Source organism: Shinella lacus (genome assembly GCF_010994755.1).
In the GTDB taxonomy this organism is placed as follows: Bacteria; Pseudomonadota; Alphaproteobacteria; order Rhizobiales; family Rhizobiaceae; genus Shinella; species Shinella lacus.
Window position 1 is genome coordinate 1 of record NZ_WHSB02000026.1, and the last position, 13,929, is coordinate 13,929.

Here is a 13,929-nt window from a genome sequence, read left to right on the forward strand (position 1 = left end):
TAGCGGCCGCAGGCGCGACATCGATAGCGTTGATGGCCGGCCTTGCTGCCGCGCTTGATCAGATCGACACCACCACAGCCCGGGCAATCCATCACCTGCCTCCACGCAAATCACCCCCATAGCAGAACCTCAAAAGCGTTCCGTGTAAACACTCCCCCTTGAGGGGGAGATGCCCGGCAGGGCAGAGGGGGGTAGCAGCAAGACGCGACAATAGCTGCGAGCCACTAAACCTTCTTGCGTATCAGGAAGCGATGCCCCGCTTCGACACGCTCGCTTGCTTCGAGCGCGTGGCCGTCCTCGTGGCAGAAGTGGGGGATGTCGATGACGGCGAGGGGGTCGGTGGTTTCGACCCAGAGCGCGGCGCCACCCGCCATCGTCGACAGGCGCTTGCGTGCCTTCATCACCGGCAGCGGGCATTTCAGCCCGCGCAGGTCATAGACCTCGGCTTCATCGCGGGCCGCCGTGGCGGTCATTTCTGCCAGAATTTCCAGAAGGGTTTTTCGGCCTTCTTCTCGACGACCTGAACCTCCGGATTTTGCTCCGGCGTCGGCAGAACGACCGTACCTTCCGCGGGTTTCTCCACGCGCTGGCCGGCGGTCTCCGTCGCCGGCTTCTGTTCCTTCTGAAGCGTCTGCGTCCCGGCTTCGGCCTTCGCCTGCTGCTGGGTCTCCTGCGTCACGCCGGCGACTGGCTCGACCTTGCGTGGCGCCGCCTTGTCGGTCCAGAACTTCCAGAAGGGCTTTTCTTCCTTCTTCTCGACGACAGCGACGCCCGGATTTTCCTCCGGCACCGGCAGGGCGTCCTTGCCCTCGGCCTGCTTTGCGGCCTTGGCGGCAGCAACGTCGGCGGCAAGCGCTTCCGCTTCCTTGATCTTCGCCTGCTCGGCGTCGAGCTTGGCCTGTTCGGCTTCGCGTACCGCGCGTTCTGCGGCCTCGACCTTGCGCTTTTCGGCCTCTTCGGCCTTGCGCTTCTGCTCGGCGATCTCGCGGGCCGTCATCAGCTTGCCGGCATCGAGCGAGTTGCCGGTCGGCGCATAGGCGAGCTCGCGACCCTTGCGCTGGTCGGCGACAATCGCCTTGCGCTGGGCTTCCGAGGGCTCGACCCAGACCGTGCCGTCATATTTGCGCATCGCGGTGGCGTAAGCCGCGGCATAGGTCTTGTTGTAGCTGCCGAGCGCCACTTCGAGGCCGGCCGGCGTCGTCATCGCGGGGCAGGCGCCCGTCGGCGAGAAGGGCTTGTCGGCCTGCTGGTTGAAGACGTACTTCTTCTCGCAGACATTGACCTCCGGCGGACGCTTGGTCAGCTCGAAATGGTCGTAGCCGACCTTCAGCATCTTCCAGAATTCGATATTCGGATTGTCGCGGTGGCGCGCCATGTTTTCCGCGGTCATGCGGAAGGGGAAGGCCTGGAGCTGGATGGTCGACTGCCCGCCGCCGAACGCATCGCGGGCGAAGGCGAAGATCTCCACCATCTGCTCGTCGGTCATCGAATAGCAGCCGGACGACGAGCAGGCGCCATGGATCATCAGATGCGTGCCGCTCGCCTTGTTGGCGCGGTCAAAGGCATTCGGGTAGCCGGTATTGATGGCGAGGTAGTAGCTCGAATTCGGGTTCATGTTCGCCTTGGAGAGCGGATAGAACCCTTCCGGCGCCTGGCGGTCGCCTTCCTTCATCTTCGGCCCGAGTTTACCGGACCAGGCGCAGATCTTGTAGTTGCGCACCAGCTTGAAGCGGTTCGCCCGATCGGCCTTCCACAGTTCCAGCCGGCCCTCTTCCTTGAAGATGCGCAGCATCATCGGCGAGGAGCGGTCGATGCCCATCGAGGACAGCTTGCCGAGCACCGCGGAGGAAAGCTGGTAGTTGGTCTTGCTGGAAACCTTGGTGATGTCGACGTCGACCTTGTCGAACGTGTCGAGCGTCTCGTTCGTGCAGCCGGCAGCGGCCACAGCGAGAAGCGATACAGCGGCAAGAACAGTCAGGCGCATTCGAAAGGTCCGTCAACAATCGTCAGATCGCATGCCGTCGCGCCGACAAGGGCGGACGCGCAGTCGTAACCGGCTTATACTTCATAAATTCTTAACCGGAAATTCTTTCGCGAGGCTGCCGGGAACCCGCGATCTTCTCAGACACAAGGAATATGGCCGAGATTGGGCGAAAGCGGCCCGGAAGGCCGCCAAGCGCCAAGAATCCGGTTAAAGCTGGCGGCCGATATTGAGATAACGCTGGCGGCGGTCCTTGCGCAGCTGGTCGCCCGGCTTGGCGCCGAGGTCCTTGAGGGCTGCTGCGATCACGTCGCCGGTGCGCCCGATCACCGCTTCGGGATCGCGATGCGCGCCACCGACCGGCTCCTGGATGATGCCGTCGATGATGCCGAAGGCCTTCAGGTCTTCCGCCGTGATCTTCATGTTGCTGGCCGCTTCCTTGGCGCGCGTCGAATCGCGCCACAGGATCGAGGCAGCACCTTCCGGCGAGATCACGCTGTAGATCGCATGTTCCAGCATGTAGACCCGGTCGCCGGTGGCAATGGCGATGGCGCCGCCCGAGCCGCCTTCGCCGAGCACGACCGAGACGATCGGCACGCGGACATTGAGGCACATCTCGGTGGAGCGGGCGATGGCTTCCGCCTGGCCGCGCTCTTCCGCGCCGATGCCCGGATAGGCGCCGGCGGTGTCGATCAGCGTGACGATCGGCAGGCCGAAGCGGTCGGCCATTTCCATGACGCGGATCGCCTTGCGGTAGCCTTCCGGCCGCGCGCTGCCGAAATTGTGTTTCAGGCGCGACTTGGTGTCGTTGCCCTTTTCCTGGCCGATGATGGCGACGGCCTCGCCGCGGAACCGGCCGAGACCGGCCTGGATCGCCTCGTCCTCGGCGAACTTGCGGTCGCCGGCAAGCGGCGTGAACTCGTCGAAAAGCTGGCCGGCGAAATCGAGGAAATGCGGGCGCTGCGGATGGCGCGCGACCTGCGTCTTCTGCCAGGGGGTCAGCTTGGAATAGATGTCGGCCATCGCCTCGCGGGCGCGGATTTCCAGCCGGCCGACCTCATCCGTCGTGTCGATGCTCTCATCTTCCTCGGCGAGCTTTCTCAGCTCGTGGATCTTGCCTTCGAGATCCGAGATGGGCTTTTCGAAATCGAGGTAGTTGTGCATGAGATGCGTTTCCGATCGTTTGCTCAAACCGCGCCAGGGTGCAGCCGGCCAAGCGGCCATTTGCAAGCATTGGGGGTCCTAATCCGGTTTTTTTGCCTGTTTGGCAAGAGGGTGATGGGTCTGAACGAGCTGGTGCAGCCGTTCTTCCAGCACATGGGTATAGATTTGTGTCGTGGAAATGTCCGAGTGGCCGAGCAGTTCCTGCACGGCACGCAGGTCCGCGCCGTTCTGCAGCAGATGGCTGGCAAAAGCATGGCGCAGCACATGCGGCGAGAGCGTCGCGGCACGAATGCCCGCCCGCCCCGCCAGCGCCTTCAGGTCGCGCGCAAAAACCTGGCGCGGCAGATAGCCTTCCTTGCTTTGCGCTGGAAACAGGAAGCGCCCCGCCGCCGGATCGTCGCCGATCTCGGCCGCCAGCGCCTCGCCATAGGCATCGAGGGCGGCAACCGCGGCGCGCGACAGCGGCACCAGCCGCTCCTTGTTGCCCTTGCCCTTCACGACGAGGAAGCGCCCCGTCTGCGCCAGCGCGCTTGCTGGCAGCGAAACGAGCTCGCTGACGCGCATGCCCGTCGCATAGAGCAGCTCCACGAGCAGATGCATGCGGCGGCGCAGGAGAACGTTGCCGCCGGGCTCCGCCGCCTCCGTCTCCGCCCGCCCGATGAGGCGACCGACATCGTCGACGCTCAATGTCTTCGGCAGCGAGCGGCCCTTCTTCGGCGCATCGAGAATGCCGGTCGGGTCGTCGCCGCGCAGGCCCTCGCCATAGAGGAACTTGAAGAACTGCCGGAGCGCCGACAGCCGCCGCGCCTGCGAGGAGGCGGCAAAACCCTGCTTGGCGAGATGGCCGAGATAGGCGCGCAGATCGTCCGGCGTCGCCTCCGTCAGGCGCACGCTGCGCCCGTTCAGGAAGGAGCGCACGTCCTCAAGGTCCCGCTCGTAGGATTGCAGCGTGTTCGTCGCAGCGCCCCGCTCGGCGCTCATCATCTCTAGAAAGGATTCGACCTGCAGTGCGGAGGGGTCCCTCATGGCTGCGGGTTCACCCGTTCGGAAGGAATGCGGATCGTCACCTCGCGCTCCGTCGGCTCCACGAAGGTCACCAGCGCCACCATCGTGCCGTAGATCGAGCCGGCGATCACGGCGCAGAAGAACAGGAATCGGAACAGGGTCGGCATGGCGCTCTCCGGGACGATGCCCCCTATATCGCCTCGCCCCACGCCGAGCGCAAGGCCGACACGAGGGATGAACCCCCGCGCAGGCTTGACGCTTCCGGTGCTTTTGTCGATACGGAAAGGGACGAAACCCCGGAAACACCAATGACCGAGCTGATCGAACAGGCCCCTCCCACGCTCGCCGAGCAGGCCCGCGCAGCACTCGGCAAGCGCAACCTCGTGCTGATCGGCCTGATGGGCGCCGGCAAGTCGGCGATCGGCCGGATGACGGCGCAGGCGCTCGGCATTCCCTTCATCGATTCCGACCACGAAATCGAGCGCGTCTCGCGCATGTCGATCACCGATCTTTTCGCGGCTTACGGCGAGGCGGAGTTCCGCGCGCTGGAAACCCGCGTCATCAAGCGTCTGCTGCGCTCCGGCCCGCGGGTCGTGTCGACCGGCGGCGGCGCCTATATCAACGAGAACACGCGAAAACATATCCGACGCGGCGGGCTCACCGTCTGGCTGAAGGCCGACCTCGACGTGCTGTGGGAGCGCGTCAACAAGCGCGACACCCGCCCGCTCTTGAAAACGGAAAATCCGCGCCAGACGCTCGAAAACCTCATGAACGCCCGCTATCCCATCTATGCGGAAGCCGATCTCACGGTGCTCTCGCGCGACGTGAAGAAGGAAACCATGGTGGAGGAGGTGCTCGCCGCGATCACCGCCGCCCGCCCCAGAACCTGACGAGATGACCCGATGACTGCCATTGCCACCGCCCGCCGCACCGTAAGGGTCGAACTGGGCGACCGCGCCTATGACATCCTGATCGGCCCCGGCCTGATCGCCGCTGCCGGCCGCGAGATCGCCACCCGCCTCAAGGGCCGAAAGATCGCCGTCATCACCGATGCGCATGTCGCCCCCCTCTATCTCGACGGCTTCATGGCGGCCCTTAACGCAGAAGGCATCGATGCCGTCTCGCTGGTGCTGCCGGCGGGCGAAAAGACGAAGAGCTTCGAGCACCTGATCAGCGTCTGCGACAGCGTGCTCGCCGCCCGCATCGAGCGCAATGACGCGGTCGTGGCGCTCGGCGGCGGCGTCATCGGCGACCTGACCGGCTTTGCCGCCGGCATCGCGCGCCGTGGCTCGCGCTTCATCCAGGTGCCGACCTCGCTGTTGGCGCAGGTCGATTCCTCCGTCGGCGGCAAGACGGGCATCAACTCGCCGCACGGCAAGAACCTCATCGGCGTCTTCCACCAGCCGGACCTCGTGCTTGCCGATACGGACGTGCTCGATACGCTCTCGCAGCGCGAATTCCGTGCCGGTTATGCCGAAGTCGCCAAATATGGCCTGATCGACAAGCCGGACTTTTTCGCCTGGCTGGAAAAGAACTGGCAGGACGTCTTTGCTGGCGGCGAGGCCCGCATCGAGGCGATCGCCACGAGCTGCCAGGCCAAGGCCGATGTCGTCGCTGCCGACGAACGGGAGAACGGCGCGCGCGCCCTGCTCAACCTCGGCCACACCTTCGGCCATGCGCTGGAGGCCGCGACGGACTATGACAGCGCCCGCCTGGTCCACGGCGAGGGGGTTTCGATCGGCATGGTGCTCGCCCACCAGTTCTCCGCCCGCATGAATCTCGCAAGCCCAGACGACGGCCGGCGCGTCGAGGCGCATCTTCGCGAAGTCGGCCTGCCGACCACGATGGACCAGATCCCGGGCGGCCTGCCGCCGGCGGAACGGCTGATGGATGCGATCGCCCAGGACAAGAAGGTCAAGGGCGGCAAGCTCACCTTCATCCTGACGCGCGGCATCGGCCAGTCCTTCGTCGCCGATGACGTGCCGCAATCCGAAGTCGTCGCCTTCCTCAAGGAAAAGCTGCCGAAATGACCAGCGAATCCGTCATGGCCTTCCTCGCCGAATATTGGTTGATATTCCTCTCTATCCTGGGGCTGATCGCCGCCTCGGCATTCTTTTCCGGCTCGGAGACGGCACTGACCGCGACATCGCGGGCACGGATGCACACGTTGGAAGCCAATGGCGAAGTGCGTGCAGGCATCGTCAACAGACTGATCGAGCGGCGCGATCGCCTGATTGGCGCCCTGCTCATCGGCAACAACCTCGTCAACATCCTCGCGTCGTCGCTGACGACCAGCCTGTTCCTCGGCCTGTTCGGTGATTCCGGCGTCGCCATCGCGACGATCGCGATGACCGTGCTGCTCGTCATCTTTTCCGAAGTCCTGCCGAAGAGCTGGGCCATCTCCTCGCCGGATCGATTCGCTCTCTTCGTCTCACCCGTCGTGCGCATCTACGTGGCCATTGCCGGCCCACTCTCGACGGCGGTCAACGGCATCGTCCGAGTCATCCTCGGCATCTTCGGCGTCACACTCTCCAATGACGAGCCCATGCTGACGGCACACGAGGAACTGCGCGGCGCCGTCAACCTGCTGCATCGCGAAGGTGCGGTGATCAAAGCGGACAGGGATCGGCTGGGCGGCATCCTCGATCTCGATGAACTCGAGGTCTCCGACATCATGGTCCACCGCACATCCATGCGGGTGCTGAATGCGGACGAGCCGCCGGAAGCCATAGTCCGGACCATTCTCGAAAGCGCCTATACGCGCATGCCGGTCTGGCGCGGTTCGACCGACAACATCATCGGCGTCGTGCATGCGAAAGACCTGCTGCGCGCGCTCGCCGAACCGGACATGGAGCCTGCCAACCTCGACATCACCAAGGTCGTGCAGAAACCTTGGTTCGTACCCGACACCACGAACCTCAAGGAACAGCTCAACGCCTTCCTTCGCCGCAAGGGCCACTTCGCCATCGTCGTCGACGAATATGGCGAGGTGCAGGGGCTGGTCACGCTCGAGGACATTCTGGAGGAGATCGTCGGTGACATTTCCGACGAACACGATATCGATATCCAGGGCGTGCGGCAGGAGGCCGACGGCTCCATCGTGGTGGATGGTGGCGTGCCGATCCGCGACCTCAACCGCGCACTCGACTGGAATCTGCCCGATGAGGAGGCGACCACTATTGCCGGCCTCGTCATCCACGAATCGAAATCGATCCCCGAGGAGCGGCAGGCATTCACCTTCTACGGCAAGCGCTTCATCGTCATGAAACGTGTGAAGAACCGCATCACCAAGCTGCGCATTCGCCCGGCAGAAGCCCAGCAGCCGGCGGAGTGATCACCAGCGCGTCGCCTCCCCAGGTGCCGCCACCTCGACCGCGAGCGCATGCAGCCCGGCATCGAACTCCGCCTTCACTAGATCATTGATCGCCCGATGACGCGCCACGCGGCTCATGCCGGCGAAGGCGGACGAGACGATGCGCACGCGCATATGCGTCTCGCCCTCCCCATCAAATTCCGGCTTGTGGCCGGCATGCAGGTGGCTTTCGTTGATGACCTCAAGACGCTCCGGCGCAAAAGCGGCGCCGAGCTTCTCGGTTATGCTGGATTTCATGGACATGGCAAACCTTCGGCGGCGCTGCCGCGACGCAGGAAAAGGGTCCCACAAAGCCAGCAACAATCCGCTTTGTCAATTCTTGTGGGAGATCGTCCTGACCCCCATAATTAGCGCCATGAAACTCGATTCCAAATACTTCGACCGCATCCGCACGAAGCGGCGCGTGGAGCGTCCCGAACGCGCCGCGCCGACCTGTCAGTGGGACGGCTGCGAAGAGAATGCCGTGCATCGCGCGCCGGTGGGCCGCAATGCCGAAGGCCAGTATTTCATGTTCTGCTTCGAGCACGTCAAGGAATACAACAAGGGCTACAATTACTTCTCCGGCCTCTCAGACGGCGAGATCGCGCGCTACCAGAAAGAGGCGATCACCGGCCACCGCCCGACCTGGACGATCGGCGTCAACAAGGCCTCGAAGAACGGCCCGACGCAGGGCAGCGCGCGCTCCGGCACCGCTGGGGCAAATCAGCGCATCCGCGATCCGTTCGGCCTGTTCGGCGAGGGCAAGGGCAGCCGCGGACCGCGCCTGGAACCCCGCACCCGAAAACTGAAGACACTGGAGGCAAAAGCCTTCGATACGCTGGGCCTTGCCGCCAATGCGACGGCCCAGGACGTCAAGACCGCCTACAAAGCCCTTGTCAAAAAGCATCACCCCGATGCAAATGGCGGAGATAGGGGCTCGGAGGAGCGTTTTCGCGCGGTCATTCAAGCATATCAATTGTTAAAGCAGGCCGGCTTCTGCTAGAGCAGTCGGCGCACAATAAGACGGCGCACAACAAGACATTGGGCGGACGCGCGGGTGGCGGCAGCCCACGGAGACGTGATGAGCAAGATGGATCTCGATATTTCCAACCTCCCGGACACCACGGTTTCCGTGCGGGAGGCCTTCGGCATTGATACGGACCTTCGGGTTCCGGCCTATTCCAAGGCGGACGCCTATGTGCCGGACCTCGATCCGGACTACCTGTTCGACCGGGAAACCACGCTGGCCATCCTCGCGGGTTTCGCGCATAACCGACGCGTCATGGTCTCCGGCTACCACGGCACGGGCAAGTCGACCCATATCGAGCAGGTCGCGGCCCGCCTCAACTGGCCCTGCGTGCGCGTCAACCTCGACAGCCATGTCAGCCGTATCGACCTCGTCGGCAAGGACGCGATCGTCGTCAAGGACGGCTTGCAGGTCACCGAATTCAAGGACGGCATCCTGCCCTGGGCCTACCAGCACAATGTCGCGCTCGTCTTCGATGAATACGACGCCGGCCGCCCGGACGTGATGTTCGTCATCCAGCGCGTTCTCGAATCCTCCGGCCGCCTGACGCTGCTCGACCAGAGCCGCGTCATCCGCCCGCACCCTGCCTTCCGTCTGTTCGCCACCGCCAACACGGTCGGCCTCGGCGATACGACCGGCCTCTACCACGGCACGCAGCAGATCAACCAGGCGCAGATGGACCGCTGGTCGATCGTCACCACGCTGAACTACCTGCCGCACGACAATGAAGTCAGCATCGTCGCCGCCAAGGTGAAGCGCCTGGCCGCCGGCAAGGACGGCCGCGAGACGATTTCGCGCATGGTACGCGTCGCCGATCTCACCCGCGCCGCCTTCATCAACGGCGACCTTTCCACCGTGATGAGCCCGCGTACGGTCATCACCTGGGGTGAAAACGCGGAAATCTTTGGGGATATCGCCTTCGCTTTCCGTGTCACCTTCCTCAACAAGTGCGACGAACTGGAACGCACGCTGGTCGCCGAACTTTACCAGCGCGCCTTCGGCGTCGAGCTGAAGGAAAGTGCCGCCAACATCGTGCTTGAGGCGACGGCCTGACGGTCGGGTAGGAATCTCATGGCTGCTCGCGGAGACAATTCGAAGCCGAGGCCCGGCGGCGTGGTCGACATGGAGCCGTTCCGCCGCGCGGTGACGGGCTGTGTTCGCGCCGTTTCCGGCGATGCGGAGGTGGAGGTCACCTTCGCCAACGAGCGGCCCGGCATGACCGGCGAGCGCATCCGCCTGCCGGAACTGACCAAGCGCCCGACGCCTGCCGAAGTCGCCATCACACGCGGCCTCGGCGATTCGATGGCGCTGCGCAAGGCCTGCCACGACGCCCGCATCCACGCGACCATGTCGCCGCAGGGTGCCGACGCCCGCGCCATCTTCGACGCCGTCGAGCAGGCGCGCGTCGAGGCGATCGGTTCCAACCGCATGCATGGCATGGCGCAGAACCTCACCACCATGCTGACGGAGAAATACGCCAAGGCGAATTTTTCCGCGATCACCCGCCAGGCCGATGCGCCGCTCGAAGAGGCTGTCGCCCTCATCGTGCGCGAAAAGCTGACGGGCCAGGCCCCGCCGGCCTCCGCGGGCAAGGTGCTCGATCTCTGGCGCGATTTCATCGAGGACAAGGCCGCCAGGGACATGGACGGCCTTTCCGCGACGATCAACGACCAGCAGGCCTTCTCCCGCGTCGTGCGCAACATGCTCGCCTCGATGAATGTCGCCGAACAGTACGGTGACGACGAGACCGAGCCGGACGATTCCGAAACGCCCGAGGACGAAAACCAGCCGCGCAGCGACGAGCAGGAAGACAACGACAGCCAGGAAGATGCCGGCGACGATTCGGCACCGGCCGACGAGAACGAGACGTCCGACGAACAGATGGACGAAGGCGAGATGGACGGCGCGGAAATCTCCGACGACGACCTCGTCGACGACGACGGCGACGACACCGAGACGCCCGGCGAAGTGCGCCGCCCGAACCATCCCTTCACGGATTTCAACGAGAAGGTCGACTACACGGTCTTCACGCAGGAATTCGACGAGACGATCACTGCGGAAGAGCTTTGCGACGAGGCGGAACTCGATCGCCTGCGCGCCTTCCTCGACAAGCAGCTCGCCCATCTGCAAGGGGCGGTCGGTCGCCTGGCGAACCGCCTGCAGCGCCGCCTGATGGCGCAGCAGAACCGCGCCTGGGAATTCGACCTCGAAGAGGGTTACCTCGACAGCGCCCGCCTGCAACGCATCATCATCGATCCGATGCAGCCGCTCTCCTTCAAGCGCGAGAAGGACACGACCTTCCGCGACACCGTCGTGACCCTGCTCATCGATAATTCCGGCTCGATGCGCGGCCGGCCGATCACGGTGGCCGCCACCTGCGCCGACATCCTGGCCCGCACGCTGGAGCGCTGCGGCGTGAAGGTGGAAATCCTCGGTTTCACCACCAAGGCGTGGAAGGGCGGCCAGTCGCGCGAAAAATGGCTCGGCAGCGGCAAGCCGCAGGCGCCGGGCCGACTCAACGACCTGCGCCACATCATCTACAAGGCGGCGGACGCCCCCTGGCGGCGCGCACGGCGCAATCTTGGCCTGATGATGCGCGAAGGCCTGCTCAAGGAAAACATCGACGGCGAGGCGCTGATCTGGGCGCATGATCGCCTGCTCGCCCGTCCTGAACAGCGCCGCATCCTGATGATGATCTCGGACGGCGCGCCGGTCGATGATTCGACGCTCTCGGTGAACCCCGGCAACTATCTGGAACGCCACCTGCGCGCCGTCATCGAGCAGATCGAGACGCGCTCGCCCGTCGAGCTTCTCGCTATCGGCATCGGCCATGACGTCACCCGCTACTATCGCCGCGCCGTCACCATCGTCGATGCGGACGAGCTGGCGGGCGCGATGACCGAGCAGCTCGCCTCGCTCTTCGCCGACGAGGCCACCAGCCGACGCCCCGCCGGCCGCCGCCGTGCGGGCTGAGCCGGCGGCGCACCGGCGCCTGGGGCATGGCCTCGCGCTTGCCGTGGCCCTCACACTGGCGCAACCGGCGACCGCCGAAATCATCGACCTTCCGGTCGTCAACCGCGCCTTTTCGCAATTCGCGCTCGGCTCCGACACCCGCACCTTCGGCAAGCTCGAATTCTTGGGCGGCCTTAGCTATTCGTCCAGCAATCCGCTGCTCGGCGCCGTGTCGGCGATCCGCTTTCGCGCGGACCAAGCATCCTTCGTCGCCGTGCTCGATACCGGGCACTGGCTGACCGGCCGTATAGAACGCGATGCTGAAGGCCGCCTGAGCGGCCTCGCCGACCTCAAGACGCGCTCGATGTTCAACGCCGAAGGCCAGGACGAGAACGTCAAGTACCAGATGGATGCCGAGGGCCTGGCGATCGGCAAGGGCGAATTGCTCGTCAGCTTCGAGTCCGTGCATCGCATCGACGCCTATCCGGACCCGGGCTTCATGGAAGCGCGACCGTCACGCGAACTGCCGCTCCCCTTCCCCCGCGAAGAGCTGCGCGGCAATCGCGGCATGGAGACGCTTGTGATGTCGCCGGAGGCGGGGCCGCTTGGCGCGGTACCGGTGACGGTCACCGAGCGCAGCCTCGATGCCGAGGGCAACGCGCTTGCCGCCATTCTCGACGGCCCGCTTGCCGGCTTGTTCACCGTGAAGCGCAACGACCCCTGGGACATCACCGACGGCGCCTTCCTGCCGAACGGCGACCTGCTGCTGCTGGAGCGCCGCTTCCGCCTTTCAGACGGCGTCGGCATGCGCATCCGGCGGATCGACGGCACGAAGATCCGTCCCGGCGCGGTGGTCGATGGCGAGGTTTTGATCGACGTCGACCTCAGCCACCAGATCGACAATATGGAGGGGCTGGACGTGGTGGTGATGGCGCCAGACGACATCCGCCTCATCGTGGTCTCCGACGACAACCACTCCATTCTCCAGCGCAACCTCATGCTGGAATTCCGTCTGCTCCAAGGGCAATGAAGCGTCACGCCAGCTGCGTTTTAACCGGTTCTCGCCTGCTACATCTCCTTGATACCAGTCAAAACCACCGATGCCTCTTAATAACGGTGGTCGTTCTGTAATCACGTCGGTCTTGACGTCATGGTCTTAGGAAGGAAAATCAGCGAACGAATCGATCGATATGCTGATCGATCCCGTCCTGTCTCCGCTGTAATTGCACCAGAATATCTGTGCGTACTTTATTAAGGAAATTACATGAACAGATCTACAATCATTGCCACGCTCGTTGCTCTGGCCGCCTTGCCCGCACTTGCGCAGGACGTAAACCCGCTGGAGGGACTGTGGTCCGGCAAGGGTGAAGGCGATCTGACGGTCGATCTCAAACATGTGCAGGACGATATCTACAAGATCTCCATCGAAACGGTGGTTCCCATGCAGGAGGATGGACTTCCAGGCTGCGGCGGCGGCATTGAGGGTGAGGTGAAGCTCGATAGTGCCGGAGGAAACTTCTTCGTCGAGAATGAAGCCTATGATCCGAACGCGGAACAATCGGGCGTCAATGCACGCTATTGTGAAATCGGTCTGGTCTTTTCAAGAGACGGCAAACTGTTGATCGAAGAGCGCAGCGGTTGCCTCAGCTATCATGGTGCCGCGTGTGGATTCACCGGTGAGCTCGTCCACGACGCGGCAGGGCTCTAGCCCTTCTTTTCTCAAGCCGTCTTTTCAACGCCCGGCATCGGCTTCAGCTTGCTCATCAGCGCGCCATAGGGCAGCAGCATGACGATGCCGACCAGCACCTTTACCGTGAAGTCGCCGAGCGCCCAGGAGATCCAGCGCGGCGCGTCCGTGGTCAGCACGCCGAGCACCGGCGCCCATTCGATCGCGAAGGCATCGTTCGGGCCGAAGATGGAAAAGACCGGCGCGAAAGCGAAGGAGAAGAAGATCACCGTATCGAGCACCGAACCGATCACCGAGGCGAGCAGCGGCGCGCGCCACCAGGCCTGCCGGCGCAGCTGGTTGAACACGGAGATGTCGAGGAGCTGGCCCAGCAGAAACGCCGAGCCGGACGCAATGGCGATGCGCGGCGAGGCGACGGCGAAGGAAAACACCACGGCGACCAGAAAGCCGGCCGCGACGACGCGGCGCGCAACGCGGGGGCCGAACTGGCGGTTCGTGAGGTCGGTGATGAGGAAGGCGACCGGATAGGTGAAGGCGCCATAGGTCAGCAGGTCGCCGAGAGCGATGCCGAACAGTTCACCGGAAAGCGGGTACTGCACCAGCACGTTGGAGGCGACGACGACGACCGTCATCAGGAGGACATAGATAAGGGTAATGCGGTTCGCTAGCATTTTTTTATCCTGGGTGATGCCACCAGTTGGAGGACTGACAATTTAACGCAACGCAAAGCATTGAGGCCTGCCCGGAACCGGTCAAGCCTC

General features: G+C 64.0%; 16 protein-coding genes. 8 read left to right on the forward strand and 8 right to left on the reverse strand.

What is annotated here, in order from left to right:
• From GB927_RS34455 to GB927_RS32940, 6 genes are all read right to left on the reverse strand, one after another.
• On the reverse strand, nucleotides 1-92 hold a 92-nt coding region (locus GB927_RS34455), incomplete at its 3' end, for a transposase-like zinc-binding domain-containing protein (protein WP_369431773.1).
• Between the two features lie 132 nt (nucleotides 93-224).
• Nucleotides 225-473 carry a sulfurtransferase TusA family protein gene (locus GB927_RS32920; RefSeq protein WP_256121380.1) on the reverse strand — a complete coding sequence of 83 codons (249 nt, stop codon included), beginning with the start codon at nucleotides 471-473 and terminating at the stop codon, nucleotides 225-227.
• The gene (locus GB927_RS32925; protein ID WP_256121381.1) at nucleotides 470-1,984 is read right to left on the reverse strand and encodes a L,D-transpeptidase family protein; all 1,515 of its coding nucleotides are present in this window, start codon (nucleotides 1,982-1,984) and stop codon (nucleotides 470-472) included. Before GB927_RS32925 ends, GB927_RS32920 begins: the two co-directional genes overlap by 4 nt.
• 207 nt (nucleotides 1,985-2,191) lie before the next feature.
• A complete protein-coding gene (locus tag GB927_RS32930; RefSeq protein WP_256121383.1) occupies nucleotides 2,192-3,145 on the reverse strand; it encodes an acetyl-CoA carboxylase carboxyltransferase subunit alpha in 954 nt (317 codons plus the stop codon).
• A gap of 78 nt (nucleotides 3,146-3,223) precedes the next feature.
• Nucleotides 3,224-4,171 carry a site-specific tyrosine recombinase XerD gene (xerD, locus tag GB927_RS32935; RefSeq protein ID WP_256121384.1) on the reverse strand — a complete coding sequence of 316 codons (948 nt, stop codon included), beginning with the start codon at nucleotides 4,169-4,171 and terminating at the stop codon, nucleotides 3,224-3,226.
• Nucleotides 4,168-4,317, reverse strand: coding sequence for a hypothetical protein (locus GB927_RS32940; RefSeq protein WP_202402872.1), 150 nt, complete (start codon nucleotides 4,315-4,317; stop codon nucleotides 4,168-4,170). The genes xerD and GB927_RS32940 overlap by 4 nt, the downstream gene beginning before the upstream one ends.
• A gap of 141 nt (nucleotides 4,318-4,458) precedes the next feature.
• Here GB927_RS32940 and GB927_RS32945 point away from each other — a divergent pair, with 141 nt between their 5' ends.
• The 3 genes from GB927_RS32945 to GB927_RS32955 are packed head-to-tail and all read left to right on the forward strand — an operon-like array spanning nucleotide 4,459 to nucleotide 7,484.
• Complete coding sequence (locus GB927_RS32945) at nucleotides 4,459-5,040, forward strand: shikimate kinase (RefSeq protein ID WP_256121385.1); 582 nt, start codon at nucleotides 4,459-4,461, stop codon at nucleotides 5,038-5,040.
• Between the two features lie 12 nt (nucleotides 5,041-5,052).
• A complete protein-coding gene (gene aroB, locus GB927_RS32950; protein WP_256121386.1) occupies nucleotides 5,053-6,180 on the forward strand; it encodes a 3-dehydroquinate synthase in 1,128 nt (375 codons plus the stop codon).
• Nucleotides 6,177-7,484: an HlyC/CorC family transporter gene (locus tag GB927_RS32955; protein WP_256121387.1), complete on the forward strand. Its 1,308-nt coding sequence runs from the start codon at nucleotides 6,177-6,179 to the stop codon at nucleotides 7,482-7,484. Before aroB ends, GB927_RS32955 begins: the two co-directional genes overlap by 4 nt.
• Here the strand turns inward: GB927_RS32955 and GB927_RS32960 are convergent, their stop codons facing one another.
• On the reverse strand, nucleotides 7,485-7,766 hold the full coding sequence (locus tag GB927_RS32960) for a BolA family protein (RefSeq protein ID WP_256121389.1): 282 nt from the start codon (nucleotides 7,764-7,766) through the stop codon (nucleotides 7,485-7,487).
• 103 nt (nucleotides 7,767-7,869) lie between these two features.
• Here GB927_RS32960 and GB927_RS32965 point away from each other — a divergent pair, with 103 nt between their 5' ends.
• From GB927_RS32965 to GB927_RS32985, 5 genes are all read left to right on the forward strand, one after another.
• Nucleotides 7,870-8,505: a J domain-containing protein gene (locus GB927_RS32965; RefSeq protein WP_256121419.1), complete on the forward strand. Its 636-nt coding sequence runs from the start codon at nucleotides 7,870-7,872 to the stop codon at nucleotides 8,503-8,505.
• Between the two features lie 78 nt (nucleotides 8,506-8,583).
• On the forward strand, nucleotides 8,584-9,582 hold the full coding sequence (gene cobS / locus GB927_RS32970) for a cobaltochelatase subunit CobS (protein ID WP_256121390.1): 999 nt from the start codon (nucleotides 8,584-8,586) through the stop codon (nucleotides 9,580-9,582).
• A gap of 18 nt (nucleotides 9,583-9,600) precedes the next feature.
• Nucleotides 9,601-11,502: a cobaltochelatase subunit CobT gene (gene cobT / locus GB927_RS32975; protein WP_256121391.1), complete on the forward strand. Its 1,902-nt coding sequence runs from the start codon at nucleotides 9,601-9,603 to the stop codon at nucleotides 11,500-11,502.
• A complete protein-coding gene (locus GB927_RS32980) occupies nucleotides 11,492-12,511 on the forward strand; it encodes an esterase-like activity of phytase family protein (RefSeq protein ID WP_256121392.1) in 1,020 nt (339 codons plus the stop codon). Before cobT ends, GB927_RS32980 begins: the two co-directional genes overlap by 11 nt.
• Before the next feature lie 234 nt (nucleotides 12,512-12,745).
• Entirely contained in the window at nucleotides 12,746-13,189 is a 444-nt protein-coding gene (locus GB927_RS32985; RefSeq protein ID WP_256121393.1) for a hypothetical protein, read from the forward strand.
• Nucleotides 13,190-13,200: 11 nt separating this feature from the next.
• Here the strand turns inward: GB927_RS32985 and GB927_RS32990 are convergent, their stop codons facing one another.
• Nucleotides 13,201-13,839 (reverse strand): VUT family protein, encoded by a 639-nt coding sequence (locus GB927_RS32990; protein WP_256121394.1) that lies wholly within the window; start codon nucleotides 13,837-13,839, stop codon nucleotides 13,201-13,203.
• Between the last annotated feature and the right edge of the window lie 90 nt (nucleotides 13,840-13,929).

Excerpts from the sequence above, each read along its gene's own strand:
- GB927_RS32920 (WP_256121380.1), bottom strand. The coding sequence starts at position 473 with ATGACCGCCACGGCGGCCCGCGATGAAGCCGAGGTCTATGACCTGCGC.
- GB927_RS32925 (WP_256121381.1), bottom strand. The coding sequence starts at position 1,984 with ATGCGCCTGACTGTTCTTGCCGCTGTATCGCTTCTCGCTGTGGCCGCT.
- GB927_RS32940 (WP_202402872.1), bottom strand. The coding sequence starts at position 4,317 with ATGCCGACCCTGTTCCGATTCCTGTTCTTCTGCGCCGTGATCGCCGGC.
- aroB (WP_256121386.1), top strand. The coding sequence starts at position 5,053 with ATGACTGCCATTGCCACCGCCCGCCGCACCGTAAGGGTCGAACTGGGC.
- GB927_RS32990 (WP_256121394.1), bottom strand. The coding sequence starts at position 13,839 with ATGCTAGCGAACCGCATTACCCTTATCTATGTCCTCCTGATGACGGTC.
- GB927_RS32930 (WP_256121383.1), bottom strand. The coding sequence starts at position 3,145 with ATGCACAACTACCTCGATTTCGAAAAGCCCATCTCGGATCTCGAAGGC.
- cobS (WP_256121390.1), top strand. The coding sequence starts at position 8,584 with ATGAGCAAGATGGATCTCGATATTTCCAACCTCCCGGACACCACGGTT.
- cobT (WP_256121391.1), top strand. The coding sequence starts at position 9,601 with ATGGCTGCTCGCGGAGACAATTCGAAGCCGAGGCCCGGCGGCGTGGTC.
- GB927_RS32985 (WP_256121393.1), top strand. The coding sequence starts at position 12,746 with ATGAACAGATCTACAATCATTGCCACGCTCGTTGCTCTGGCCGCCTTG.
- xerD (WP_256121384.1), bottom strand. The coding sequence starts at position 4,171 with ATGAGGGACCCCTCCGCACTGCAGGTCGAATCCTTTCTAGAGATGATG.
- GB927_RS32955 (WP_256121387.1), top strand. The coding sequence starts at position 6,177 with ATGACCAGCGAATCCGTCATGGCCTTCCTCGCCGAATATTGGTTGATA.
- GB927_RS32960 (WP_256121389.1), bottom strand. The coding sequence starts at position 7,766 with ATGTCCATGAAATCCAGCATAACCGAGAAGCTCGGCGCCGCTTTTGCG.
- GB927_RS32945 (WP_256121385.1), top strand. The coding sequence starts at position 4,459 with ATGACCGAGCTGATCGAACAGGCCCCTCCCACGCTCGCCGAGCAGGCC.